The organism is Nocardia sp. NPDC004604, from assembly GCF_040609795.1.
Taxonomy (GTDB): Bacteria; Actinomycetota; Actinomycetes; order Mycobacteriales; family Mycobacteriaceae; genus Nocardia.
In genome coordinates, this window is the sequence record NZ_JBEXLC010000017.1 from 56,912 (window position 1) to 81,310 (window position 24,399).

Below are 24,399 nucleotides of genomic sequence, written 5' to 3' on the forward strand. Positions count from 1 at the left end.
CAGGTCAGGGGTTGCCCACGGGCAGGTCCATTTTGCCCACAAGAAGCTGATCGGCCTCTCTATTCCCAGGCAGTAGACATGATGAAAATGCACTTCGAGACCGCGTCGCAGGTCGAACCAATGGGACAGTCCGACGTCGGTATGTCTCCCGAATCCACTCGCAAGCACGGACTGATCGGCCAGCTGATCGGTCGCAAGGATGAACTCGACCGGATCGACCGGTGTCTACAAGAAACGACGACGGGGCGTGGCGGGATTGTCATTCTCGAAGGTGAACCAGGCATCGGCAAGACTGCGCTGCTGGCTGCGGCCACGCGGGTGGCGACCGCGCGCGGTGTGAGAGTTCTTCGCGGCGAAGCCAAAGAGCTCGAGCAGCGTGTACCGTTCGCCGCTCTGAGCGCCATCGCAGCGGCTTCGGGAGAGCGTCCCCTGGTAGCTGTACGACCGGACATGAACCCCGACAGCGTGGCGATCGGTCAAGAGATGGCGATGGTCGAGTCCTTGGTCACGGCCTTCAAGGACATTTGCATGTCGGGGCCCACTGTGTTGATCTTGGACGATGTGCAATGGGCCGATCCGTCGAGTCTGCTGACATTGCAGCGCCTAGGCGAATCCGTTGGTGAGCTTTCGCTTTCGATAATTCTCGCGCTTCCGCCGTTACCACGCGATAAGAATCTGTCATGCGTGCTCGGTCAATTCGAGTCGTGGGGTGCAGAGCAGCTGCGGCTCGGTCCGATGAACGATGCGGAAGTGGCCGCGTTAGTGGAAGACTCCCTCGGCTTGCCCGCCGGACCGCGGTTGTCCGCCGCCGTCTCGGGTGCTGCCGGAAATCCGCTGTACGTCATCGAACTGGTGGCTGGATTGATGCAGGCCGGCTTGATCGAACTCGGCGAGATCAGACCCGACCCAGCGACATTCAAGGCAAAAGGGCCTGGTGAAATCCGGCTGCCCGAATCGCTGACCGATGTGATTGTGCGCAGGCTGGATTATCTACCTGCGCAGTCACGGCAGGTTCTGCCTATGGCGGCGGCCTTGGGGCCAGGTGTCGAGGCGATCGAGCTGTCGTCGGTGCTCGGAGCGGCACTCATCGACGTGTGGAACGTCATCAGTGTGGCGGTCGAGGCGGGAATCCTGGTTCGTGCCGGTTCGGACTTGGTATTCCGGCACGATCTGATCCGCCAAGTTCTGGCCGATCAACTCCCGCCCTCGACACGCACGACGCTGCAGTTGCGGGCGGCGCGTGTCTTGATGTCGATGGAGGCGCCGGTCGAGCGCGTCGCGACCTATCTGCTGGCAGGCGATGCGCCGCTGGATAGTGCCAGTTTGGACTGGCTGGTCGAAGTTGTGGAGAGACTGACGGTTCGCGCTCCCGAGCTGGCAGTAGGTCTGCTCGATCGGGCCATCGGGTCTCCAACACTGGACACCGCACGCTGCGATGTGCTGCGACTGTGGCATGTCAGGGCGCTGTTGTGGAGCGGAAATCCTGGCAAGGCAGAGGCAGTAGCGCGGCGGACATTGTCGGACGATGCCGCCTCGGCAGGTCAGGAACCAGCGCCCAGCAATCAGCTCCACTGGCTGTTGGCTCACGCGTGCTTCGCCCAAGGAAACGTGGCCGCTGCCGTCGCTGTCGCCGAATCCGTCCTTGCCCGGCCTGGCCTCACGCCGATACAACAGGGCCAGTATCACGGGTTCCGCGCCTTGTCCTACCTGCTTCTCAGGCGCTGCGAGGTCGTCGAAGAGGCTTCGGCATGGGCGATTTCGACTGGTGAAGCCTGCGCGGATCCCATCGCGTGGGGACTGGGTGCCTTCGCACTGGGCCTACTGCGATATCACCAAGGATTTCTCGGTGAAGCGCAGGAACTCGGCGATCGGCTGGTTCGAAGCTACGAACACAGTGGCCGTCGGCGACTTTCCCACATCGACCCGTACTCGCTGAGCGGTCGTTGCCTGACCGAGCTCGACCAGTACGCGGCGGCAGAGAAGACGTTCACACTGGCAATTCGATTGAGCGAAAGTACCTCCGGGATGTTTCTCGGGTCCATTCGGCTGGATTTGGCGCGCATGCACTACTTGGAAGGCCGCTGGGACGAGGCCCTCGCCGATGTGCGAGTCTGCCAGGACGGAACGGACATCTTCGGATATGCCGCGACCGCCGAGTGCTTTGTCGCTCTCGTTGCAGTGCGCCGTGGCACCTTCACCGGTGCTCCCGAGTCGCTGCCGACACCAGACGACCGGCTGGGCAGTCGCAATTCTCGCCATCTGCGTCCCTGGGTCCATGCGCTGGTGTGCGAAGCCCAAGGCCGTCCGGATCAGGCGCTGGAAGCGACGTCGGACATCTGCGATCAACTCGCCGAACCGGCGGCCTCCGTCGCGGTGTATCCGCTGTATCCGGATCTGGCGCGGCTGGCAGTTGTGGCCAACAGGCTTGATATTGCCAGTAAGGTCGCAGCCGCTGCGGAAGCGCTGGAGGCGCGTTACTTCACACACAGTCGCCACGCGACTGCGGTGTTGTGCCGTGGGCTGGCCGAGAGCAGCATCGAACTTGTAGCCGAGGCCGTAGAGTCATTTCGGTGTGCCGGTCGGCCTTGGTATGAAGGACAGGCGAACGAAAATCTCGCCGTCTTGCTCGCGAGCAATGGCCGACTGGATGAGGCTCGGTCGGCACTGGAAAGGGCGATCGAGCTATACACCCGCTTCGGGGCCGAATGGGACATTGCGCGGGCCGAGGCACGTCTACGCGATTTCGGGATACGGCGCGGTCGCCGCGGGCCCCGCAACCGGCCCAAGACGGGCTGGGATGCGCTGACGCCAACCGAGCGGAAGGTCGTCGCGCTGGTGGCGCAGGGACGGTCGAATTCCGATATCGCGACCAGGATGTTCCTGTCCCCGCGCACTATTCAGTCACACGTCTCCAGCATTCTGGCGAAGCTGAATCTGCAGTCGCGGGTCCAAGTGGCGATCGGCTTGGCCGGGCAGAGCTCGTAATACGCCCGACTAATCGCGAATATGTGGGCGGATTGCTCGGCGATCTGGTCGGGGGATAGGGGCCGGTCGTGTTCGAGCCACCAGACGATTCATTGTATGAATCGAGATCGCCTGCGGCGCAAGACCGCCCACGCAGATGCTCGGCCCGCTCTGTAGTACAGGCAACAGCTCTCAGCGAGTAGGCGGTAGATTCCGTTGGTTGGGCGGCAGTAACACGCTCGCAACGGCAATGGCGCAGGCGAGCCCTGCCGCCAGCAAGAAGACCAAATTATAACCGGCAGCGACGGCGGAAAGGGAGTTCCCGGCTTCCCGCGCCACTTTGGCCCCGGCGGCAGTGGAGAGTGCAGCCAGGCCGATCGAGCCGCCCACTTGATTGCCGGTGGTTGCGAGGCTGCTGACAATCCCGGTGTCGCTGTCGAGGGCATCGACCGTCGCCGTAGCCATGAGCGTTGGAAAGGTCAGCCCGATGCCGACCGCGACGAGCAACGTCTGACCGAGCACGCCGAAGAGGTAGCCGCTGGCAGTGTCGGCTTGTGCGAGCCAGACGAAACCGGTTAGAAGACAAGCGCATCCGGTCAGAACCAGCGGGCGCGGCCCTGTTCGCGGTAGGAGCGTCGCAGCCGCTCGCGCGACAATCAGGAATGTCATCGCGGCCGGTGTTTGCCCGAGTCCGGCGCGAAGTGCGTCGTATCCCAGCACGTTCTGCAAGAACAGCGGCGTGAAACACCACATCGCGATGGAAATTCCGCCGAGCAGCGCCAGCATGCCGACCCCGACGGCTACTCGCCGGATTCGGAGGAGCCGCAAGGGCATCAGCGGCTGAGCTGCAAAGCGCGCCTCCACCACGACAAAGACCGCGAGCAGTAGGAGCCCCGCTCCGAGCGGACCAAGTATCCGGGGCGAAGTCCAGACGTGATCAGCGGTTTGTATCGCTCCGTATATCAAGGCGGCCAACCCTGCCGTTGCCGTGATCGCACCGCTGAGGTCGAGCGATTCACTCCGGCGGATTTGCTTGTCGGACAATGTAATTGACGCCAGTACGATCAGAACCGCGCCGATCGGCACGTTGATCAGGAAGACCCACCGCCACGACAGGCCAGTGGTGATGACTCCGCCCGCGAGCGCGCCCATCGTCCCGCCCACGCCACCCGCAGCAGACCAGACACCGAAAGCCCTCGCCCGCGAATGCTTTTCGGTGAACCTGGTGTTGACCACCGCCAATGTCGCTGGTGCCATCATCGCCGCACCGACGCCCTGTACCACGCGGGCTGCCACCAGCATCTGCGGCGCACCCGCCAGACCACCCGTCAGACTCGACACAGTGAACAAAGCCAACCCGCCGACCAGCATCCGACGATGGCCGAACAGATCGGTGGCTCGGCCGGCCAGCAACATGAATCCGGCGACGGTGATCAGGTAGCCGTCCACCACCCAGGCCAAACCGGTGGCGGTGAAGCCGAGATCGCGTTGGATCGTCGCCAACGCGATGTTCACGATGGACGCGTCGAGGATGACCATGAACTGGCTGACCGAAACCAGCGCCAGAACCAACCGCATGTGATTCGTGCACGGATCGGCCTGGCTATCGACTTCGACCGGGGCGTTGTTGGACTGGTACAAGTTCGGTCACCTGAGCCGGCCGGAAAGGCGGAACACCTCACTCGTCGGGATGCCCAGGCGCTGTGACCACACCACGGCTTCATCCAGAGACGGGGAGTCGTCGATCAGCCGAGCTGCGGCGAGAGTGGCGGGGAGTTTTCCTTGGTCCAGCAGGATTTCCCACTGATCTGGCCGGAGCGCCAAATAGCGTAGTTCCGGCAGGTCAGCCAGCACTTTCAAGTCCCGGACCTCGGCCTTCGAGAGATCCAAGCTGCGAAGGGTCGAGACGGTGCGCAGCGGGGTGATATCGACAGGGGCCGTGGTCTCTACGGTCAAGGATGTGAGGGCGTGATGTCCGTCGAGATCGCCGAGATCTGCATTGGCCAACTTGATGTGCAGCGATTCAATAGGCAGATGCCGAATCGGAGTGAGGTCTCGAACGGGGAACCACACATATAGGCTCCGCAGGTTCGGTACCGCAGCCAGTGGGGCCAGATCGATCGGGCTCGAGCCGCTGAGGGTGACCAACTGAAGGGTCGGTGTGACATCGTCGAGGGTCTCGGTTCCGCCTATGAGTCGCTTGGGGCCGATCTCGTAGTCAGGGGCCGAGATGGAGATCGCGTCACTGGATACCTCGAACTGTTCCAGCTCGAGCGCAGTCAGATAGTGGCCCAGCAGCGAGGTTACCGATTCGGCGACATAGGCTGGGCCGTCGGAATAATCGCGACCAGTGAGGATGATCTGGCCAGGGTGTCCATGACGGGCCGGAGCCATGTCCACCGCCATGTAGTTGCCGGTCAGGTTGGTACCGATCGGAATCCACCCAGGATGGCCTCCACAGCGTCGAACAGTTTCTGGCGGTTGGGCATCGAGAACGACCCACTTCCAGGCCAGATGCCAGCCGAAGTGCTTTGTCATGGTCGCGTATAGGTCTCTCTCCTCCTCGAGAGTCGCGACAACACTTTTGAGCGGCATCCACGCGTTGCCGCCGAACAAACTCCCTGTGTTGGGGTTTTCGCCGTCGGCGATCAAGTACAACGCCCGCAGGTCAGCGGGTAGCGGTTGACCGATGCGGCGCTCGGCGGCCGCGAGCGCCGCTGCCGATGCCGGCGGTCGTAGTTGATCGGGCCGCCCCAAGATCGTCTCACGGCGCCGCAGATACTCGTGGAACCGTTCTACTGCGAGCTCGGGATCGCCTTGTGCATCGGATGCCCCAGCGTCCTGCCCGTCGCCGGGCCACGGCAATTCATACGTGGGGTCAATTATCGCCAAATATCCAGATGATGAGCCGAGGGTTCGCTTGACACCATGCCGCACCGCGACCAATCGGTATTCGCCGGTCGCGTCGCAAGTGAGAGTGATCGTTGCTTTGTCCCAGTCGGCAGATTCCTGCAACTCCGCCGCAATTGCCCGCATATCTTTCTGCATAATTCTCAACGAGTCCAATGAGTCTCTACTCATGTATGGCACCGATCGACCGCCCACCATGTAGGACACCAAGGCCGAGCTCATGGAGTCGTTCGCTGCGTTGCATTCCGATACGGCTTCCGTCCATCCCGCAGGCGCATTCGCGATCATGTTCTCGACGGCTCGGTGCACGGCGGACTCGATCAAGATGGTGTTCTCCTACAGTTGACGGGGCGATCGGAATCGCGGTGACCACAAGCCGCGAGATACCCGCGGTCGTTGGCGGTGCAGATGGACGCCTGGGAACTTCGCAGAGCGTAACCGTGCCGGGACAGACCGAATATCCGCCATCGTGCCTATGTTCGTATGTCGTATCCGGAGAAATACGCTGACAGTGGGGTTTTCGCTTCGGCAAGTCACCGGTCTCATCGACTGCAAACATTGCAGCCCGTGTGGGTCGAGGCTGAACGGCTGCGCCTGCTGTTGCGCGAGGTGTCCCACAGCCGATGGCAGCCAAGAGAATTGGGGTGCGTACAACAGAGTGCTCTCCGACGAAGTCACGATTACGGCCGCCACGACGGCGACGGCCATGGCCGCGCGGTAGCCGGAGGCGACGGCGTGACGGTGCCGTAGCCACCAGTCGCGGTGAAGGCGGAGGTAGCGGCGACACCGAATGTCGCGTCAATATCCGCCGGTGTGTGGAGATCCCTTGTTGCGGAGGAGGATTCGCTCGGCGGGTATCGGACGCTCATCTCGGTGGGGTGGCGGATGTTGTTTCTAGCCAGGGATCGCGCATTCGTGCGATACAGGGGAGTGAGTGATGCGACTGTCACACTGGGCCGGAGTGATTGCCCTGCCTCGTCAGCGCCTGACGACGACGGCCCCGCCCCAGATCTCCTGCAGCATCCTCGGTGAGAGTTTCTGACAGCAGCTCACAATCAGTTTGGTTGGAGTTGGTCGACCGGTGCGGACCTCTGTGAGGTCGACTCCGGGTTGCGGTGGCCGATCACGAAATGCCTGCGGATGGCCTGCTCGGGACTTGATGTCGAAAGGTTCGCGTTCGCGGCGGTGGTGCGCACGATCCGGAGGATGCCGGGCTTCGTCCTCGACGGTGGGTGATAGTGGTCGATGTCGTCGACAATCCGACCGACCGCGTTATATGCGACCCCGGCCCAAATCATGGAGCGAGGACCCATTCCTTGTGCGGTCAGTTTTTTCGCGGACGTCCGGCACGAATCCAGCATCGGGCAGCTGAGGCAGGTGCTGATGGCCATATGCCAGGCCTTCTTCGAACCGACGTCGAGATCCCAGTTGTCCGGCCGCGCCGCGCAGGGCGGCCGGGGCGCTGGTAGCGCGGAGTCTGCTGGCGTGATTAGGAAACCTGGCATCGCAATTCTCGGTTCATGGACGGTTTTGCAAATGCTATGAACGAGGCGGAGGCCGAAACATCGGCGAACATACGTAGATTCACCGGCTGGGTCCGGTCGGACCCAGGTCACGGCGCTTCCCAAGTTTGGGGACAGGGGAGTCGCGGTCTTGGCGGATGTACCGTTTCGGACGTGAGCGAGCCGAATCTTCCAGCGGCGGATAGCACGGCGTTGTTCGTGGTCACGGCCGCGGGCGAGATCGTCAGTCCGGAACACCAGGTATGCCTCGACCCGGCCGAGATCGCCTTCGGCCGCGCGTGCTGAAACGGCGGTGATGCTATGGCCAAGAACAATCCTGTCGACCAGATGGGGAACCAGTGGGCGCAGCTCGCCGAGAAGGCGGGTAATGGGGAGATCCGATTCGACCCCAAGGTCGCCGCCACCGTGGCGGCGAAGATCATCGCTGCTCTCGAACAGGTAGCACACGTCGAGAGTCAAACCGCCGCAGGCGGATTCGCCCTGCGAGCCGGCTCCTTCGGAACGCTGCCGTACGAGGCGGGCGTTCGGCATCCCGGTGACTATCAGGGCGGGGGACCGAGTCCCGGCGAGCAAACGCGGCAGATCTACACCACCCTTGCTTCGGGCACCCTGAAGGACGGCCTGCTCAGCCATGCGAAGGTGCTCAACGAGATGTTGGACACCTATCTCAATATCGGCAAGATGTACCCGTCCACCGACGGCGCCTCGGCGGCTATCTTCGACGATGCCGCGAAACGGCAGGCGGCCCTGCTGAATCCGTCGGCCGCGACCGCCCACGCCGACGCGATAACGTTGGACAAGAATGCCCCCACCGAGAGCCTGACACAAGACACCCCTGCGGGGCCGAAGGCCAATTCACATGACTACGCGGACCGCATGGACCACGCCCAGATGGTGGCGGCGACCCGGCCCACGTACTACGGCGATAAGAGCGACAACAAGGCCGTCACGCCGCTGGACGCCACCCAGCTGAGTTATCACGATCTGTATTACCTCGGCCTGACAATGGACCCGCAAGCCACGGGCTCGACAGCGGGGTTCTGGTGGCAGATGGCGGGCCAGCTGTATTCCCGCTTCGCGGAATTGAAGTCGGTGCTGGGCGACCAGAGTGTCACGCAAGCGTGGGATGGTGCGGGCTATTCGGCAGCCGTCAAGTCGATGTCCACCTACGGCGAGCAGCTCAATACGCTGACCGGCGGCATGTACGGCGCGCACGACATGCTGATGCACGTGGCGAGCTGGATGAACGTCGTGAAGCCACAGTTGCCGCAGGATCCGGTTCCGCCAGAGCAGCAGAGCGTCTCCACCGTCGAGGTGCAGGCGCTGGGCACTGGGGACACTCGTCCCTACCTCGATGTGTACGAGAACGGATACGTGAAGAATGTCGTCACCGACCCGTCGTCATATGTGCCACATATCCCGCCTGCCGCGCCGGTGACCTCTGCCGCCGCGAAGGATCCGGGCCCCTCGGGTCCGCCCGGGCAACCGGTCGGCGGCTTGGACACCAGGGGCCCCACCATCGGCGTGCTGCCGAACACCGGGCCCAGCATGACCGAGCGGCCGGACACAGGGCTGTTGGATGCGGATCAGTATCTCCACGACAGGCTTCGGGGCGCGGACCCGAGTCAGCCTCCGCCCGCGGACCCGAGTCAGCCTCCGACCACGAACCCCAGCGATCCAAGTAGCCCGAGCGAATCGCCCTATTCCACGAAACCGGCGGCAAGTCCGTTGAGCCAGGCGGAAAACGCGCTGGGGCAGGCGAATTCGGCGGCACAGCGGGGGACGCAGCCGAATTCACCGAGCACGAGTGGTTTGGCGAATCTGGCGAACGCCCATAAGGCGCCGGTGGGCAAGCCGAAAACCGGCGCGCTCGGTGGCGGGGGCGGGGGAGGCGGCGCGGGCATCAAGGCCGCCGAGTTGGCGAAAGAGGCTGCGCAGGAAGCCAAGTTGTTTCCACGCGCCGCGGCCGAGGCCGAGAAGGACGCGCTGGCCGCGCGGGCAGGCATGGCACCGCAAGGCGGGTACGGGGGCTATCCGGGCGGCATGGGTGGCGCCAAGCCGGCGGGAGAGGACAAGGAGAAGAAGCGCGCCGAATACCTGTCGTCGAAGCGGTATCTGGGGGAAGCATTCGGCAAGCCGCCAGCGGTCGCGAAACCGGTTGTCGAGCAATGACACTCGAGACCGCACGGAAGTGGCAATGCGGCGATCTGGAGTTCCTGGAGCGGTGGCGCGCACGCACAGGTGAGCGGTTTCCGCCGCCGCCGTTGACCTTCCGGACCTCGATCGTGAGCCCGGACGAGTTGAACCGGCAACGCGCGCAGGCGCGCGAGCGCGCACGGAAGTTCCCGGACCCGGTGTTGGACGAAGTGATCGACAGCATCGCCCTCCCCGACATCCGCGTCACCGCGCACGCCCTCGGCGCGGATCCGCTGGACACATCGCGGTGCCTGCGTATCCTCGCGACCCGGCGCGGCGGCTATGGCTACATCGTCACCCAGTGTTTGGGCGAAAGCATCTGGCACACCACGGGATACACGATCACCGAGTTCCCGGCGACAACCTTGGCCGACGTGGTGGTCGGGCATCTGCCGAAGGTCGAGCGGGGCCGCCATGCGGAGATCGACCTTTCACCGGTGGTGAGCCCGGACGACATCGACCACTCCTACCGTCGTCCAGTGGCGACCGACTCCGTTGACGACTACAGCAGTGACACCGAGCGCGCCCGCGCGTTCGTCGCAGCGCCGGTGGACTCCCGCGGGCTGATCGAAATAGAGCAGGGCATCTCGAAATTCGGCCCACGCGGACGGATTCGGCTGCGACTCGGCTGGCGTGACCTCGTCGGCGACGGCCGCTACGCGTTGCTCGACGACACCCCGCCACTCGCAGTCGCCGTCGACGTGTCCCGCCTGACCGCCCTCATCAACAGCCGGATCATCACGGTGATCGAGACGATAAAGGACGAGAACCATGGCTAGCGGCGACGGCAGTACCCACGGAGCCACCCCGAGTACCCCTGCCACGCCGGACGACACCGACCGCACCTATGTTGTCGACTCGTCGACGTCGTCGACCCCGAGCCCCTCGAATCCGTGGACAGGGTTGACAACGCAGGCGAGGGGTAACAATCTCATTCTGGGGCACGATTCGGCCACCGCGTGTGTATCCGCGGTCGATACGGCATTGGACCGGCTCCGCGGGGTCAAAGGTGCGATCGGAAATCTTTACATGACGCCTGCGATCGGCAATCCCCCGACCGGGAACTTGCCGTCGGGGCGGCAGTTGTCGGGGGTATTCGACACCCAAGCGGGCGCGCTGCAGTCGTCTCTCGAACGTCATGAGCAAGTTCTGGAGGGGATGATCGACACCTTCCATGCCGCCGACAAGCAATACAGAGGGATGGATGAGAAGAATGCCGCGGGTTTCAACCTGACCGGGAATCTCGACGACAAGATCAGTGCGTCGAATCCGTTGCCAGTGGGTGTGTATGACGACGCATCGCATGCCGGGCCGTTGACAAACCACAACGGCGACAAGATCAAGAGGGAGCGATATGCCAACTTTGCGCAGCTGCCCGGGGTGATCGTTGACGATGCAGGTGTGGCCAATTTGAAAAAAGATGGCACGGATGTTCTGCAAACCATGTACGACTATTCCCGGCATGCGCTGGGCATTGGTGACCCGCCTGGCTCGCATGAGCACAACACGTACTCCGTGACGATGAGCCTTGAGGATTCGAGCAGCCTGGATGACGACAAATTCTATGAACTCGGGAAGTCGATCAACTACCTGAAGGTTATCGGCACCGCGCGCGAGTGGCTGATGCTGCGCGACCAGCTCGACGCGGGATTTACCCAGATGGAGTCAGCGTTGAAAGCTGTCGTCGGCGGCAGTGACTCGTCGGATACGGACAAATCATGGCATGGTGCGGGCGCCGCCCAGGCCAAACAGGCGTGCGCAAACTACCTCGACAGCGCACGTGCCGTGCTCGACAGCATGACAAAGACCGCGGCGAAGCTGATCTTTACCGGTGAGTGGCTCAACCAATTCGCGATCACGCTGCCCGATATGCCCGGCTATTGGGATATGGGTGGCGACCACGAGGACAATTTGCGCGACAATTTCGACGACATCTACAAGCCCGGCATGAACGCGAGTGCGTCCAACCTACCCCTGATCGCGGCGCCGATCGCCGCGACCACGGGTTCCACCGCGACAATCCCACCGGTGAACCCGGCCGGGGATTCGGCGTTGACCGGCGACTCAAAGGCGCTCAGCGATGAGGTCAAGAACGATGTCGCAGCATATCTCGACGGGCAGTTGAAGGATCCGAACAGCGGGCTCGGCCAGTTGTTGGCCGACTACAAAAAATATGCCGACACCGCCGCTGCGGCCGCGGGCGGGCATTATGGTTCGTCGGGTGCGGCGACCGGCGGCTCGACCGGTGCAAACATCGGGGGCGCCGCGGCCAAGTCGGCTGCGGCGGGTCAACCAACCTCGCTGGAGCAGCAGATTCTCACCAGATTGGACAAGCTCGAAGCCCAGGCGGCGCAACAGCCGAACTCCAATTACAAAGTGCCCACTGCGAATCCACCCGGCCCACTGGAGCAGATTGCTCAGCCAATTCAGGGAAGGCCGACCTCGCCAGTGGACGGGCAGACTCAATCTGGCACTGGCACTGGCACAGCCCCAGGCGTGACTGGCAACGCCGGGGATCCGATGTATCCGGCGAGCTACAACCCCTATGCGGCGCAGCAAAACCAGGCCGAGCTGAGTGCGCTGGCGAATATCGGGCAGCAGGTGGCCGGTGCGTTCCAGCAGTTCACGAATCTCCTGGCGCAGGAGGTTCAGCAGCTGACGCCGTCGATCGAGCAGGCGCTGGACGCAGCGGCTCACCACGACGTGATGGACCACGACGCGAAGGGACCGGGCGGACACGACCATGCTGGGCCGGACGAGCCTCCGCGGGCGCAAGCCCGGATGTTCCCGCGCGACGGACTTCTCGACGACACGCCGATCGCGGCGGCCGAGCAGGCAATAGACACAGCGACCGGCGGCACTGGTGTCGAGGATGACGCCACCATGCAGGTCGACGCTACGGCGGAGCCGTCGGTCGACGCATGATCCGTACCTGGAACCTGACCGATTTCGAGCTCAATGTCCGGTGGCGTGAGCTCTCCGCGGAGCGGCATCTTCCCAAGCCGTTGTACTTTACGTCGCGGATCATGATGGAAGACGATTACCAGCGGGAGATCGCGATCGTGAGCGATCAGCTGAAGGGCAGGCTGGACCTGTCCTTCGACTCCGCGCTGAGCATCATGATCGACCCGGACGTGCGGTTGGGAGTGCACGGATTCGACGGTAGGGAGCCGCGCAACGCGGCGGGTCGCATCCGGGTCGCCGCGGCGCGCAAATGGGAGCGGTGCGTGGTCATCACCCAAATACCTGGCGAGACGATCTATCACAGTGGCGGCTATGCCGTGAGCGAATGTGAGTCCACGGAACTGGCACGGCTGCTCGTCGAGCAGCTCCCCGACGTCGATGCGGGCAAGCGTGGTCGGGTAGAGCTAGCGGGTGCCGCGGACTATTCGTTCGGTCGGTCGGTCGCCGCCGAGTCGTCGGACGCCGATGAGTACGACACCGTCGCGGACCGCTGCGAGGCATTTCGCAGTACCCCGGCCACCACGATCGGCCAGATCGAAATCCTCCAGGGCAGTTCGCGTTTCGGGCCGCGTGGGGTATCGCACCGCACACTGGAGTGGCGGGACCTGGTCGATGACGGCCGGTATGTGATGGATGACAATGGCACCGTCGCTGTTCCGGTCGACCGGGACCGGCTGCGCGCCATGGTCGACACCGACATCGGCACGGTCATCGGCGCGATCGAAGACGAGACCGGAGTCAGCGGGAGCCTGCACCTGCCCAACGACACGCGACGATTCTCGGTCACCGAAGAATCGTGGTAACCAGCCCACGTCGGCCGTGACGCGCCTCGCCGAGCCAATTCTCAGGATTGGGAACATCAGGCGATATCGGTAAAAGCCTGTCGTACCTTCCCTTTTGAAGGGTAGGTGCGAGATGTCAGCCTCGGAACTGGGACTCCTCGTCGGCACCGCCGAATCCGCCGCGGGCCGGATCTCGGTGGAGACAACGGAATTGGGATTGCCACTGTCGGTAGTTGTGGACCGAGCCGAGTTACGACACGATCCGGCCGGTTTGGCGGCCGAGATCGTGCGATTGTGCCGTCAATCAGCGAATCGGGCCCGGCTGGCGCGGCGGGCGGAACTGGCGGAGGCCGGTGTGGCGCACGACGTGCTGGATCGGATGGGGCTGCCCACCGCAGACGAGGTCGCGCAGGCCGAGCTGGCCGAGGAGACCGAATACGAGTACGCCCCGCTGAGTTGGTTGAGGAGTGGCGGTGACTGAAGCGAATTTCGGTTATTTGACGGATGTTTCGGCCGCGGTGGACGCGTTACGGTCGCATGCCGAGCGAATGCTGGAGCTGAACAAGCGGATATGTGCCATCCGGGTGGAGGAGACATCACCCGACGGCGCGGTGACTGTAATTGTGGACGGTGAGGGCAGATTGGTGGATATTCATCTCTCCCACAGCATTTCCCGTTTGACACCGACCGAGTTCGGGCAGTGCCTCGTGGATACCTCGCGTGCCGCAGCGCGTCGCGCTGTGGAAACACAGGCCGCTCTGGTGGCCGCATTCAACGACACCGACGCGGATTCCTCCGACTCCTCCTAGAACCCTCATGCCACGTGGCGTCGACGCAAAGGACAACCAGATGAATCAAGTAGCGGTCATTCCCGAGGCTTTCCGCGCGCACGGGGACATCAATGCGACCCAGGCGAGCATGGTGACGGTTGCGGGCACGGTGGACCAGGTCGCCGCCATCCAGGCCGCCTCGGCGGTATTCGGGCCGATCGCGGCGGACTTCCTCGCCGCCTTCGCGGTAGCGCAAGCCAACCATGCGCAGGCGGTGGCCGAACTCGCGCAGGTGCATGCAGCCACCGATGTGACATCGCATGCGGCGGCCGCCAGCTACGAATCGGCCGACGCTGGCTCCGCCGCCGGTTTCGACGGCCTCGCCTCGTCCGACAGCACGCCGGCGTTTGGCACCGACGATGGCGCGACGCCCGGTTCCGTACCGGAGAACGACACCATTTCTGATACCGCGCCGCAGCCTCCTGGGGAGAACATGTCGCAGGACGCTGCGTCACGGTCGGGTGGGGTGTTGCCGGACGCGGTGCCGCCCCGGCAGATTTCCGTCGCCGCAGCGGCCGAGCACACCGTCGCACAGCCGCTCGCCGCTCCGGTCAGATCGGCAACGACTGGCGCGGGGACGATATGAACCCGTCATCCCTCGGCGTGCCCCCCACTCCCGCGCCACTGCACCCAGATGTGTTGGACGTGTTGCGGCACACCGGAATCGGGCCACCGGGAAACCAGTCGTTGGATCAGATCCTGGCAGGTCTCGGATTGCCGCCGCTGCCGGACTTTCCGCCGCTGCCGCAGTTGCCAGACCTGCCGCCACTGCCACCGCTCGACCCGGCCGCGTTGATGCGGCCGATCACAGACATGCTCGGGAACTTCGGTACCGGCAATCTCGGGATGGGACCGATCAACCCGGTCCAGTTCTTCTCACAGGTCCTCAACGGTCTTACACAGGTGATGGCCCTGGGGTCGACGGCGATCAGCGCGTTGTCGGCGTTGCAGGGCGCGGGTACCCAAGCGGCATTGGCGAAAGCGTCACAGGCACAAGACAATGCGGGTGCCGTCACACAGCAGGCGGGCCAAATCCACTCGCTGCTGATGGCGGCCGCGACCGTGGTCCAGGTTGGTAATGCCGAATTGGCGGCCATCGCTGCGAAATTGGCCGTCGAGATCGCCGCCGGCGCGGCGACACCGGGCGGACAGGCATTCATCGCAGCGGCTACGGCCGAGGCGGCGACCGAAGCGGCGGCGGTCGTGGCGCTGGTGCGCGCCGAACTGGGCGCGCTGACGAGCCAGATGACGGTGGCAGGGCGGCCGGTGCCGATCACGGCCGCGCCGAATCCCGCTCCCGCGCAGCTGCAGAATGCCGTCGGGCAGGTACCTCAGATGCTGGAACAGGCCGCACAACCGGTGACACAGTTGCTGCGCCAAGGCGAGAAGGCCATCGACCGGCAGGTGCGCTTGCGTCCGGAGTATCACGGGCAGGTCGCCGAAGCCACCGCACACCGGACTGGTACCGGCGCGATAGGTGCGGTCGCACCGATGGCGTTCGCCGCCTCCGGCGGTGGTCCGGTCGGGGTCGCACGGATGCCGCTGCAGCCGGTCGTGACCGAGACGCCAGTCGGGCCGCCCGCAGCGGCGGTGGTGCGGGCAAGCGAGATGGATGCCGCTGCGGGCGTGGAACTGTCGGCCGAGGAGTCCATCGCGGCGCGGGCAGGCACGCCGATGATGCCGATGGGCGCGGCGCTCGGCGCGCGCGCCGCCGAGACTTCGGTGGCCGCCCGGGAGTACCTGGTGAGCGCCGAGCACGGCGACGAAGTCGTCGGCGAGCTCGGGGATGTCGCGACGCCGGTGGTCGGCGGCGCGGCGGCGCGCCCGGCGGATTCACCGGACAAGGCATTAACGCTGTAGCCCAGTACCAGCACGACCAGGAAGAAGTCATGAACGGACACGTCGAATTCGATTCGGTGGCGGCCGACCGGGTTGCCGCACGACTGGACGCGTTGGCCGACCGGCTCGACCGCACGTTGAGCGGAACGCATTGCGCGCTCTCGCCTGCCCCGGCCGGGGTGGACGCGGTGTCGGCCACCGCAGCAGAGAGCTTCGGGGACGTCGGCGAGGGTTTCCAGCAGTCCTATGCCGGTGGCGTGTACGAGCTGCGAAAACTGGCCGCGCAGATGCGGTCTCATGCGCAGTCCTTCCGTAGCGTGGACGCGCTCAACGTGGCGTTGTTCGACGGATTGTGCTGAGCGGGTAGGAGATTGGCGATGGTCGAGCCGAACTGCTTCACCGGGCGGGTCTGGGAGGCGACGCCCGCTGACCAGCTTGTGCGCGATTTGGTCACTGGCCCCGGGGCGCTGCCTATGGCTGATGCGGGCGTGGCCTTCGGTCAATTGTCGACGGTACTCGCCGAGGCCGCGGTGGAGTATCACGCGATCCTGGGCGAGCTCGGCAGCGCGTGGCGGTCGGCAGACAGCGATGCGGGGGTGCAGCGGCTCGCGGCGTTGCGGAACTGGATGGTCGAGGCCGCCGAGGCCGCCGCGACCAATGCTGCGCGCGCGGAGGCGCAGGCCATCGCGTACACCATGGCGGCTGCCGCGATGCCCGGAGAGGCCGAGCAGGCTGTGTGGCAGGCGTTGAAAGATATGACGGCACTGGGTATTCCGCTGGGCGGACCGTTGGTGGGCGCGGCCGCGACTCTCGAGGACCAGGCGCATGCGGTGAAAGCGCGTGCCGCGCAAGTCATGCAAGACTACGAGGCAGCGACCGCGCCGGTCGCGCAGCCCTGGACACCGCCTCCGGCGCCCGTGCTCACCAGCGATGCCGCACTGGTGGCCGAGCAACAGCACGACGTACCGCGCTCGCCGATGACCCGTCCAGGTCCGGCACCGCTGCCCGCGTCTGCTGGATACCGCGTTCCGTCCATATCGCCCGCGCTGCGGACGATTGCGCCCACCCCCGCCGCCGCGCTGGGCGAGACTGTCCTCGTCGACGAGCAGATCGTCACCGATCAGCAGGTTATCGAAACAACAGCTCCGGCAACGCAGGTCACGCAGGCGCCGATGGTACCGGGAACTATGGCACCCGCGGCCACCGCGGATGCGGACGAATACACCCCCGCCCGCCCCGCCGCAGGGCCGGGCGGGGGCGCGGAGTTCGACGCGCTTGCTCCGGATGCTGGGTGGGCCGCCACGCCGCCCGTGCTCGGTGGAACCTCCGCACCCCAGGTACGGACGATCGGCGCGGGGGAGGCGCAGATATGACAACGATGACCGAAGACGCGCTCACGGCCGCGGTCGACCTGCTCCAGATTCCTGCTCTGCCCGTGGTATTGGCGCTCGAGCCGCGCCACGAGACGATCGCGGCGGCGCGGGCCGCCCACGAGGCGGCGCTCAGCACATTGCGGGAGCGTGGTCTGGTGGACGAATACGGTGATGTGGCAACCGAGGTGGCATCGGCTTTGTTCACCCTCGCGCAACCGGACCGGCAGTTGGTCGCCCGGTCATTCGGGCAATCGGGAATACGGCGCGTGTGCTTGGCGCGGCGTGGCGGTAATCACGCCCTGGCCGTCCGCAACGGCGATGATGTCGATATCCGGGAGGTGTGGGCCGACGACAACCCCGCCACGCTGGCCCGGACGTTGGGCTCGGCATTGGGCAGGCCTCCTGCCGCCGACATCCCACCCTTCCGAGCACCGGCCGCCGAGATCGGCGAAAGACTGAACGCCGCAGCCGATTCGGCCGACTTCACGGACGTGGCGTACCACTTCGGTGTGGCCGGTCGGGAGGCTGTCGAGTTCGGCATCGCGATGTCGACGTGCCGCACACATACCGAAATCGTCTGCTACGGAGAGGATTCCACGACCATAGTCGGCGCGGTCGCGGTGTACGACACCGACCGCGGCCGGATCCTCGCGGCCCCCGATCGGTCGCAGGCGGAACCCCAGGCCTGGATTACCTTCGCGCCCGGCTCCGATCACCGCCTCGGCCGAGCGATCGCGACCCTGATCGAAGCCCTGCCGGGAGGAAGGTGGATGCCTTAGTCCCGCGCATCGACATAAACGAAGAAAGCGAATATCGACACTATTAGAAAAGAGGTGGCCACCGATGGCCCAAGATGTCTCCGTTGATCATGGCGCGTTCCTCAAGGCGACGGGCCAAATGCGGGATGTGATCCCGACGCTGGACCAGACCGCGAAGAAGCTGGACGCCAGCGTTCAGGCGGCCGAGGCAGGATGGAAGGGCGAGGCGAAGACCGCATTCGACCACTTCGCCACTCGTTTGCATGGATCGATTACGAATCTGCACAAGTCGCTGATCGACCTCACCACCGCGCTGGAGCAGGGCAACAAGCACCTGGGCGGAACCGACTCGGAGAACACGCAGCTCTTCGGCAAGATCGACACCGAGCTGTCCTCGCAGCCCTTCACCAACCTTGTCTGATCTGCTTCACCGAACACTGTAAGAAAGGGACTTCGTCATGAGCTACGCGACAGACAACAGCGGCATCATGCAGTACAGCCCAGGGCACATCGAGGCGCTGCTCGGTGAACTGCAGGACTTCAAGACCGCGCTTCAGAGCTCGCATAGCGATGCGAACTCTGCGGACACCGCGATTACCAATGTCTGGAAGGGAGCCTCGGCGCAGGCTTATCACACCGCCTTCGGCGCTGTCTCCCACAACCTCGACGACGTGATCAACGTGCTTCAACAGGGCATCAATGGGGTGGAACAGGCGCACAGCAACGCCCAGACCACGGACAAGAAGGTCATGTCCATGTTCAACGGCGGTTGATAGCCAGTCGAGCCGGAAGCGCTCGCACCCCCCTCCACTTCGCGGCACACGTTGCAGTATCCGCGAACGATAGACGGGTGCGAGCGCGTGCGGCGTTGCCGGCCCGAACTCCCATGCCGATTTCGGAAACTCCACAACCTACGCTGGTCCGGTTTACGTCAAGGCTCCTCACCAGTGCATCAGCTGGGGAGGATTGTCCAGCACATGGGGCGCGGACAACGTGCACTGCGGCCGGTCGGCCGAATCGACCACGACCTTGTAGGTGACGGCTGTGCGTCGGTCGAGGGGTTCGGCGCTGTCGGTCCCAGGGGTGAGGTCTTCGGCCGGCGATCGACGAGGGGCCGCACAGGTGTTGAGCGAGGTGCAGTGATCAATTCGGAGATAGTGGATGCGGTCCGCGAGGTCTGGGGAGATCGACTGCGTCCGATTCCGCCGGAATTTCTCAGCCCGCTGCTGTCGGCCCAAACCCACTGGTTCGTCAGAACGGTAGGCCTTCCGGCCGTCGAGACGGTGTATTCCGAGCCGGTCTCCGATGAAGAGTTCCGTGTCGCTCGGCATCGGCGTCAGGGGCACGAGTATGTTGCCGTAGCGGAAGGGGCGGGGTACTACTACGGCATCGAAGTGGACACCGACCGAGTGATGATGGTGTCCGACGGGCGGGCCGACACATACGTGGTCAATTCCGATGTCGCGCTATTTGTGTTGTTCCTCGGTGTGGTCGAGAAAACGCTGTCGGCGCTGGACGAACAGCCGGACTTGGCGGATGACCGTATCGAGGAGGCCATCTACGGCGTGATCGCTCAGCTGCGCCTGCGCGATGCGGAGGCGATGGCCGGCCGCGACAACTTCTGGTTCAACCTGCTGTGCGAACTGCTGGAGTTCTAGCACGCTGAATCCTCAATGTTCCCAATCACAGATGTTCTCCCGGCGGTCTGCTGCAAGGACTGCGGGCGGCAACGCATTGGGGTTGTCCGTGAAGAACTTCGGCGGTATTGAGCCGAACCGAAGGAGAACCGCATGTGCACCGAGGGGCGGCGTGACAGGCGCAGAGTCTCCGCGGGAATCGACATGGCGCTAGAACTGGCCGCAAAGTTGTTCGGCGATACCGTGGCCCAAGCAGGTCGACTCAGCATCGAGTACGACCCGCAACCACCTTTCGATTCCGGATCGCAGTCGAAGGCAACCCGCCGAATTGTGTTCGGCCGTGAAGGCCGAACTCACGGCGGCCGGCGCCGTAATTCCCATTGATCCGCGTGTGGCCGATCGGCTCGACCGGTAGCCGCGTCGAAGGTTCGATTCGCCGCGGCCGTACCGCTCGGGTTTCCGGATGGGACAAGTCAGTTGCAGTGCTCCGGGCCGCTGCTGCCCGCGGAATAATATGGGTCGGAAACGTACCACTCGATGCACGTGTGCGGGGCGTACCAGTAGACAGGGCCGGCGTAGTAGGCATAAGAGTCGAAGTCGATGTCGGCATTGCCGTACCTGCCGTGCGTCGGGAACGGTACGTTGGTCGGGCTCGAGGAACCTACCGACGCCACTAGGGGCGTTTTCGTTCCGATCTGCTGTGTCTTCCAAGTGACGACGCAGTCAGTAGAGCCGTTGTACATCAGCCAGCCGGTGGCTATTTTCAGGTCGTAGTGGTCGATCACGTAATACCCTGCGCCGCAGGTCGCTTCGGGTGTAGAGGCCGCTTCCGCGGTCACGCTCGTCGTCAGCGATGCGGCGATGATGGCGGTTGCTACGACGGTGAGCCGTGTCACGCATTTCAGGAAACGCATTGATATTGCCTGTCTTTGGATCTGGATGGCAAGCACCGTGGGGTTGACTGAGTCCTGTGGCCGTTCAAACTGGCATAATTGGACCATCAACTCACCGGTGAAACGGTCGCTGATCGCCTAGGACCACTAGTAAAGGATCTAGATACTCCGCCGACACTAGCCGAGTCGTTACGACCCGAATATCCGCCATAGTGCCTATATCTCGGGGTTGGCGGCATTGGGCTTCCTCGCGCTCGTGGCCTGGGCGAGGACAGTATCCCTGCCGAGAAGATCTGAGCGGACAACAAGATCGGGGCCATCCTCGACCGCCCCGGCTCGACCCAACTGCTGAGCTATGCGCGCCCCGGCGACAGCCATCCTTCTCGCGTCGCGCCTACAGCCGATGCCGACGGCCTCGGCCTTCTGAGGTAAGGATTGGGTTGGCATCCTGAATGCAGGTGCGCTCAGCATGATGAATCCTTGATATTCCCAATCATGGGAATATTCTCGGTCAGTCGTGGGTGAAGGCCGAGGTGAGGTAGCGCATTTCGTCGGCGATGGAGATCATGCGGACGGTGGTGGAACCGGTGGTGGTTCGGATGGTGACGATGTTGGCAGCCTCGGATTGGGTGAGAGTCACCTCGGCGTCGGGGTAGCGGGTGCGGTGCCGGTGGGGTGCACGTGGACCGTGGTGGCCTGGGAGGCGTGCGCGGTCGGCGGAACACCATCGTAGACAATGGCATTCGGCGCAATCGACTCGAAGCGCGGCGGTCCGACTGCCCTGTGTAACTAGCCGATTGCCGACGTTGAACGGCGCTTAGATCACGCGGGTAGCACCGGGTGACGGTCGTACATTTCTCTCCGGATCATGGACCTATAGCAGTATGTCCGGCGCCGCGCAGCCTCCGACGACCGCGTCGGCATGCGACCCACCCCCGGTGCCGTCGCCACCACGTCAGCACCCACGCTGTGTGCACGCTGCCGAGAATGAGCAGGACGACGACGCTGTCGAGGTTGGTGATCAGCGATTGGCCCAGGCCGATGCGGGTGACCGCGCGCGAGATCAACGTCAGGTCGGCGGGGACGGTGAACATGGCCATCACGCCGAGGCAGAGTGCCGTTCCGACGACCAGCACGACGCTATAGATCCGCACCGCCCGGCGTTCGTGGTGCGGCAACCCGAGACTGGGGTCGACCGTCCCGGTAGTCGATCCGAAGATGATGTGCCGCACCCGGTTTCCGAGGTAGCGGGCATACGCGGTGCCGTCACCGAACAGGTTGCGGCAGGCCAGGACGTCCTGCAGCACGTAATAGACGTCGGTGCGCATGAAGACCATGAACTCGAACGGCAACGACATCAGCGCGATCACCATTGTCGCGGCCAGGATCCTGTGCACAGTGGTCGCCGGGCTCGCCGTCGCCTGGATCAGGACCGCGACCGCCGCGACCGACAGATTCGTCGCCATACCTGCCAGATATGCGGTAAGCCGATGCCTGCGCGGGGCGAATTCGATACCGCTGATATCGGTTTCGGCAATCAGGAACTGCAGCCGCGTACTCAGCTGAATCCGAGCGTGCACGCCTGCCGCCCGGGCGGTGATGAAGTGAGCCAGCTCGTGGACATACACCAGCGACCATCCGGCCCCCGCACTCAGCGCCAATACTGCACTTCCCCGCGAACTCCACAGCAGCTCATGGAAACTGGGCAGCAGGTCGGGCCGGAGCGCGAGTGCCACGGTTGCCACCAGCATCAAACCAATGAACAGGACAGGAAAGACCGGACTCAGTGCGAATCGGGCGTGTTCGGGCCGAATGCGGGGAAACGACGCGGGAAGCGGTGGCGCAGAGCTGACCGGACGGCCATCGATGTCGGCGACGAAACCGAGCGCCGCCAAATCCTGGGCGAAAGAGAGCACATCGAACACGCAACCTTCCGTGTGAGCCATCCGCGTCGTGGCCTCGTCGATGCTGTGGCCGGCCCGGAACAGTTCGATCGCGACCGCGCCCGCACGGGGCAGCGCCACGAACCGGCGGGTGTCGAGTCTGCCGGTGATCCATTCATCGCCGTCCTGCCGAATCGCCATGTCGTGCAGACGCACCCGGCTCTCCGGAAGCACGACGACGGGCACGGGTTCGGTCACGATCGGTCCCCGCAGATCGGGCATTCCGCCCGGCGCCCGAGCCGAACCAGATTCGATTCGCCGGGAACTGCGAGATTGACCTCGTAGCAGAAACCCACCTCGATCGGTGGTGCGCCAGTGAGGACTGCGAGCACAAAATGTGTGACGAAACTGCCCGTGATCGCGGCCGACACGATGTTGACGGGATTCCAGGGCAATCGCGGGTCCAGGTCCTCGATGGACATTCCCGGCGGCATACGCATGTCCGGTATGTCGGCTGCCTGATCATGCAGGCACTCCCAGCACGCGCCGGTTTCGGGTCCATGCACACCGACGGAAGCAATCGGGCCGTGATAGCCGCCGACCGCCCACGTCACGCCGGCCTGGTGGAACGCCCGGTTGGCCCAGCGGCGGATCACGCGCGGCTTGTCGGCGCACAGCGCCACGACGTCGTAACCTGGCTCGAGCAGAGCACCGAGATCGGCCTCACTCGTAATACGTAGTTGCTCGCCGCTGATCTCCACATCGGAATTGAGATCACGCAAATGCTCCATTGCGGCATCGATTTTCGACCTGCCGATGTCGGCCTCCCGATACAGAATCTGCCTATTCAGATTCGAGACCTCGACGAAATCCGCGTCGACACAGTGCAGGAAACCCACACCCGATGCGACGAGCCCCTGCGCAACAGCTCCTCCCACACCACCGAGACCGATCAACAGAACCCGGGACCGCCGCAACCCGATCTGGATATCCCACGAATTGGCACGCGGCACCCTATCCATCCAGCGAAAAAACGGGACGCCACGAGAGTAGCGATCACGCTCCCGGTCGGTCAATTCCACCGGCACCGGCGCGCCATAGTCTTCCAGCAAACCTGCATCGAGCAACTGCTGCATCGCATCGGCTATTTCTCGCGGTGATGCGTCCGCATGATCAGCCGAAACCGCCGAGATTACCTCGGCGGGCGATCTTGTTCCGTCGAGCGCGCCGACCAGGGCCTTGATTCTGCCGTCTGGATCGTCGATCTCAATCCCCAGCCCATACACCGTGGCGCCGATTCTTACGGCGCGATCGACCGTCACGTAGGGACTCAGTTCCGGCTTGACCCGCGGCCTCGCCATGTCCACAACCTGGATTCGGCCGTTCATCAAGCCTCCAGAAATCAGCCAAGCGATCAAAGCGCGGCATTACTGGCGAATGATTCGCCTCCACCGAAAACATTCTCGGCGGAGACGAACCACACGCTATAAACTACTATCCGTTAGGCGCCGTTCCCGTTACTGGGCATGCCAGCGGTTTCTTTCTTGTCCAGTGGACGGATTGAAATCGGACTCGGGCGCTCATCGGAGGGGCGAACTGTGGTTTCGATCTTCTTCATGACTGCACTCCTTAACTGAGCACTCGCAACCACCAACCAAATTCGGCGGGCGAGCGGGTCGCTCGGCCGACACTACCGAGTCGTAACGGCCCAAATATCCGCCATAGTGCCTATTATCTCGGGGTTGGCGGCCTTCGGCTTCCTCCGTGCTCGTTGCCTGCACATAAACTTCATTCGTATTACGTCCTTCTGGTTCTAAGAAAAGTTGATGACGTGGTTTGTCGTTAAA

Annotated in this window: 22 protein-coding genes and 2 pseudogenes; 17 read left to right on the plus strand and 7 right to left on the minus strand. The window is 63.9% G+C overall.

The genetic code is table 11. The features are described from left to right. Window positions 1–120 precede the first annotated feature (120 nt). The gene (locus tag ABZW16_RS09170) at window positions 121–2,985 is read left to right on the plus strand and encodes an AAA family ATPase (protein WP_354953871.1); all 2,865 of its coding nucleotides are present in this window, start codon (window positions 121–123) and stop codon (window positions 2,983–2,985) included. A 171-nt stretch (window positions 2,986–3,156) separates the two neighbouring features. On the opposite strand, the gene ABZW16_RS09175 is transcribed toward ABZW16_RS09170, so the two are convergent. Then, complete coding sequence (locus tag ABZW16_RS09175) at window positions 3,157–4,542, minus strand: MFS transporter (protein ID WP_354953873.1); 1,386 nt, start codon at window positions 4,540–4,542, stop codon at window positions 3,157–3,159. A 69-nt stretch (window positions 4,543–4,611) separates the two neighbouring features. Next, the gene (locus ABZW16_RS09180) at window positions 4,612–6,198 is read right to left on the minus strand and encodes an SMI1/KNR4 family protein (RefSeq protein ID WP_354953875.1); all 1,587 of its coding nucleotides are present in this window, start codon (window positions 6,196–6,198) and stop codon (window positions 4,612–4,614) included. Window positions 6,199–7,550: 1,352 nt separating this feature from the next. On the opposite strand from ABZW16_RS09180, the gene ABZW16_RS09185 reads away from it, so the two are divergent. The 16 genes and pseudogenes from ABZW16_RS09185 to ABZW16_RS09260 all read left to right on the plus strand — a co-directional run. Then, window positions 7,551–7,682, plus strand: a complete 132-nt coding sequence (locus ABZW16_RS09185; protein WP_354953877.1) for a hypothetical protein — start codon at window positions 7,551–7,553, stop codon at window positions 7,680–7,682. Between the two features lie 15 nt (window positions 7,683–7,697). After that, window positions 7,698–9,569 (plus strand): hypothetical protein, encoded by a 1,872-nt coding sequence (locus tag ABZW16_RS09190; protein ID WP_354953879.1) that lies wholly within the window; start codon window positions 7,698–7,700, stop codon window positions 9,567–9,569. Continuing rightward, window positions 9,566–10,372, plus strand: a complete 807-nt coding sequence (locus ABZW16_RS09195) for an ESX secretion-associated protein EspG (RefSeq protein WP_354953881.1) — start codon at window positions 9,566–9,568, stop codon at window positions 10,370–10,372. The genes ABZW16_RS09190 and ABZW16_RS09195 overlap by 4 nt, the downstream gene beginning before the upstream one ends. Beyond that, window positions 10,365–12,518, plus strand: a complete 2,154-nt coding sequence (locus tag ABZW16_RS09200; protein ID WP_354953883.1) for a hypothetical protein — start codon at window positions 10,365–10,367, stop codon at window positions 12,516–12,518. Before ABZW16_RS09195 ends, ABZW16_RS09200 begins: the two co-directional genes overlap by 8 nt. Then, window positions 12,515–13,360 carry an ESX secretion-associated protein EspG gene (locus ABZW16_RS09205; RefSeq protein ID WP_354953885.1) on the plus strand — a complete coding sequence of 282 codons (846 nt, stop codon included), beginning with the start codon at window positions 12,515–12,517 and terminating at the stop codon, window positions 13,358–13,360. Before ABZW16_RS09200 ends, ABZW16_RS09205 begins: the two co-directional genes overlap by 4 nt. Window positions 13,361–13,472: 112 nt before the next feature. Continuing rightward, a complete protein-coding gene (locus tag ABZW16_RS09210) occupies window positions 13,473–13,820 on the plus strand; it encodes a hypothetical protein (protein ID WP_354953887.1) in 348 nt (115 codons plus the stop codon). Further along, window positions 13,813–14,148 carry a YbaB/EbfC family nucleoid-associated protein gene (locus tag ABZW16_RS09215; protein WP_354953889.1) on the plus strand — a complete coding sequence of 112 codons (336 nt, stop codon included), beginning with the start codon at window positions 13,813–13,815 and terminating at the stop codon, window positions 14,146–14,148. The genes ABZW16_RS09210 and ABZW16_RS09215 overlap by 8 nt, the downstream gene beginning before the upstream one ends. A gap of 40 nt (window positions 14,149–14,188) precedes the next feature. Next, the gene (locus tag ABZW16_RS09220; protein WP_354953891.1) at window positions 14,189–14,755 is read left to right on the plus strand and encodes a hypothetical protein; all 567 of its coding nucleotides are present in this window, start codon (window positions 14,189–14,191) and stop codon (window positions 14,753–14,755) included. Beyond that, entirely contained in the window at window positions 14,752–16,029 is a 1,278-nt protein-coding gene (locus tag ABZW16_RS09225) for a hypothetical protein (protein WP_354953893.1), read from the plus strand. The genes ABZW16_RS09220 and ABZW16_RS09225 overlap by 4 nt, the downstream gene beginning before the upstream one ends. Before the next feature lie 29 nt (window positions 16,030–16,058). Next, complete coding sequence (locus ABZW16_RS09230) at window positions 16,059–16,367, plus strand: PE family protein (protein ID WP_354953895.1); 309 nt, start codon at window positions 16,059–16,061, stop codon at window positions 16,365–16,367. An 18-nt stretch (window positions 16,368–16,385) separates the two neighbouring features. Next, on the plus strand, window positions 16,386–17,381 hold the full coding sequence (locus ABZW16_RS09235) for a PPE domain-containing protein (protein WP_354953897.1): 996 nt from the start codon (window positions 16,386–16,388) through the stop codon (window positions 17,379–17,381). Beyond that, complete coding sequence (locus ABZW16_RS09240) at window positions 17,378–18,160, plus strand: ESX secretion-associated protein EspG (RefSeq protein ID WP_354953899.1); 783 nt, start codon at window positions 17,378–17,380, stop codon at window positions 18,158–18,160. The genes ABZW16_RS09235 and ABZW16_RS09240 overlap by 4 nt, the downstream gene beginning before the upstream one ends. Window positions 18,161–18,224: 64 nt before the next feature. Beyond that, window positions 18,225–18,560: a WXG100 family type VII secretion target gene (locus ABZW16_RS09245; RefSeq protein ID WP_354953901.1), complete on the plus strand. Its 336-nt coding sequence runs from the start codon at window positions 18,225–18,227 to the stop codon at window positions 18,558–18,560. A 37-nt stretch (window positions 18,561–18,597) separates the two neighbouring features. Then, on the plus strand, window positions 18,598–18,912 hold the full coding sequence (locus tag ABZW16_RS09250; RefSeq protein ID WP_354953903.1) for a WXG100 family type VII secretion target: 315 nt from the start codon (window positions 18,598–18,600) through the stop codon (window positions 18,910–18,912). Between the two features lie 366 nt (window positions 18,913–19,278). Further along, a complete protein-coding gene (locus tag ABZW16_RS09255; RefSeq protein WP_354953905.1) occupies window positions 19,279–19,797 on the plus strand; it encodes an SUKH-4 family immunity protein in 519 nt (172 codons plus the stop codon). 165 nt (window positions 19,798–19,962) lie between these two features. After that, a pseudogene (locus ABZW16_RS09260) lies at window positions 19,963–20,160 on the plus strand (hypothetical protein); the annotation flags it as partial. Window positions 20,161–20,249: 89 nt separating this feature from the next. On the opposite strand, the gene ABZW16_RS09265 reads toward ABZW16_RS09260, so the two are convergent. The 5 genes and pseudogenes from ABZW16_RS09265 to ABZW16_RS09285 all read right to left on the minus strand — a co-directional run. Beyond that, window positions 20,250–20,690 carry a hypothetical protein gene (locus tag ABZW16_RS09265; protein WP_354953907.1) on the minus strand — a complete coding sequence of 147 codons (441 nt, stop codon included), beginning with the start codon at window positions 20,688–20,690 and terminating at the stop codon, window positions 20,250–20,252. Window positions 20,691–21,180: 490 nt separating this feature from the next. After that, window positions 21,181–21,309 (minus strand): hypothetical protein, encoded by a 129-nt coding sequence (locus ABZW16_RS09270; RefSeq protein WP_354953908.1) that lies wholly within the window; start codon window positions 21,307–21,309, stop codon window positions 21,181–21,183. A 226-nt stretch (window positions 21,310–21,535) separates the two neighbouring features. Next, on the minus strand, window positions 21,536–22,810 hold the full coding sequence (locus ABZW16_RS09275) for a hypothetical protein (RefSeq protein WP_354953910.1): 1,275 nt from the start codon (window positions 22,808–22,810) through the stop codon (window positions 21,536–21,538). Continuing rightward, window positions 22,807–23,940 carry a ThiF family adenylyltransferase gene (locus ABZW16_RS09280; RefSeq protein ID WP_354953911.1) on the minus strand — a complete coding sequence of 378 codons (1,134 nt, stop codon included), beginning with the start codon at window positions 23,938–23,940 and terminating at the stop codon, window positions 22,807–22,809. The genes ABZW16_RS09275 and ABZW16_RS09280 overlap by 4 nt, the downstream gene beginning before the upstream one ends. Window positions 23,941–24,315: 375 nt before the next feature. Beyond that, window positions 24,316–24,399, minus strand: a pseudogene (locus ABZW16_RS09285) (FAD-dependent oxidoreductase); the annotation flags it as partial.

Coding starts and splice junctions, on each gene's coding strand:
- ABZW16_RS09230 (WP_354953895.1), top strand. CDS start 16,059: ATGAACGGACACGTCGAATTCGATTCGGTGGCGGCCGACCGGGTTGCC.
- ABZW16_RS09220 (WP_354953891.1), top strand. CDS start 14,189: ATGAATCAAGTAGCGGTCATTCCCGAGGCTTTCCGCGCGCACGGGGAC.
- ABZW16_RS09265 (WP_354953907.1), bottom strand. CDS start 20,690: ATGCGTTTCCTGAAATGCGTGACACGGCTCACCGTCGTAGCAACCGCC.
- ABZW16_RS09200 (WP_354953883.1), top strand. CDS start 10,365: ATGGCTAGCGGCGACGGCAGTACCCACGGAGCCACCCCGAGTACCCCT.
- ABZW16_RS09250 (WP_354953903.1), top strand. CDS start 18,598: ATGAGCTACGCGACAGACAACAGCGGCATCATGCAGTACAGCCCAGGG.
- ABZW16_RS09205 (WP_354953885.1), top strand. CDS start 12,515: ATGATCCGTACCTGGAACCTGACCGATTTCGAGCTCAATGTCCGGTGG.
- ABZW16_RS09170 (WP_354953871.1), top strand. CDS start 121: ATGGGACAGTCCGACGTCGGTATGTCTCCCGAATCCACTCGCAAGCAC.
- ABZW16_RS09245 (WP_354953901.1), top strand. CDS start 18,225: ATGGCCCAAGATGTCTCCGTTGATCATGGCGCGTTCCTCAAGGCGACG.
- ABZW16_RS09210 (WP_354953887.1), top strand. CDS start 13,473: ATGTCAGCCTCGGAACTGGGACTCCTCGTCGGCACCGCCGAATCCGCC.
- ABZW16_RS09235 (WP_354953897.1), top strand. CDS start 16,386: ATGGTCGAGCCGAACTGCTTCACCGGGCGGGTCTGGGAGGCGACGCCC.
- ABZW16_RS09190 (WP_354953879.1), top strand. CDS start 7,698: ATGGCCAAGAACAATCCTGTCGACCAGATGGGGAACCAGTGGGCGCAG.
- ABZW16_RS09225 (WP_354953893.1), top strand. CDS start 14,752: ATGAACCCGTCATCCCTCGGCGTGCCCCCCACTCCCGCGCCACTGCAC.
- ABZW16_RS09240 (WP_354953899.1), top strand. CDS start 17,378: ATGACAACGATGACCGAAGACGCGCTCACGGCCGCGGTCGACCTGCTC.
- ABZW16_RS09280 (WP_354953911.1), bottom strand. CDS start 23,940: ATGAACGGCCGAATCCAGGTTGTGGACATGGCGAGGCCGCGGGTCAAG.
- ABZW16_RS09175 (WP_354953873.1), bottom strand. CDS start 4,542: ATGCGGTTGGTTCTGGCGCTGGTTTCGGTCAGCCAGTTCATGGTCATC.
- ABZW16_RS09195 (WP_354953881.1), top strand. CDS start 9,566: ATGACACTCGAGACCGCACGGAAGTGGCAATGCGGCGATCTGGAGTTC.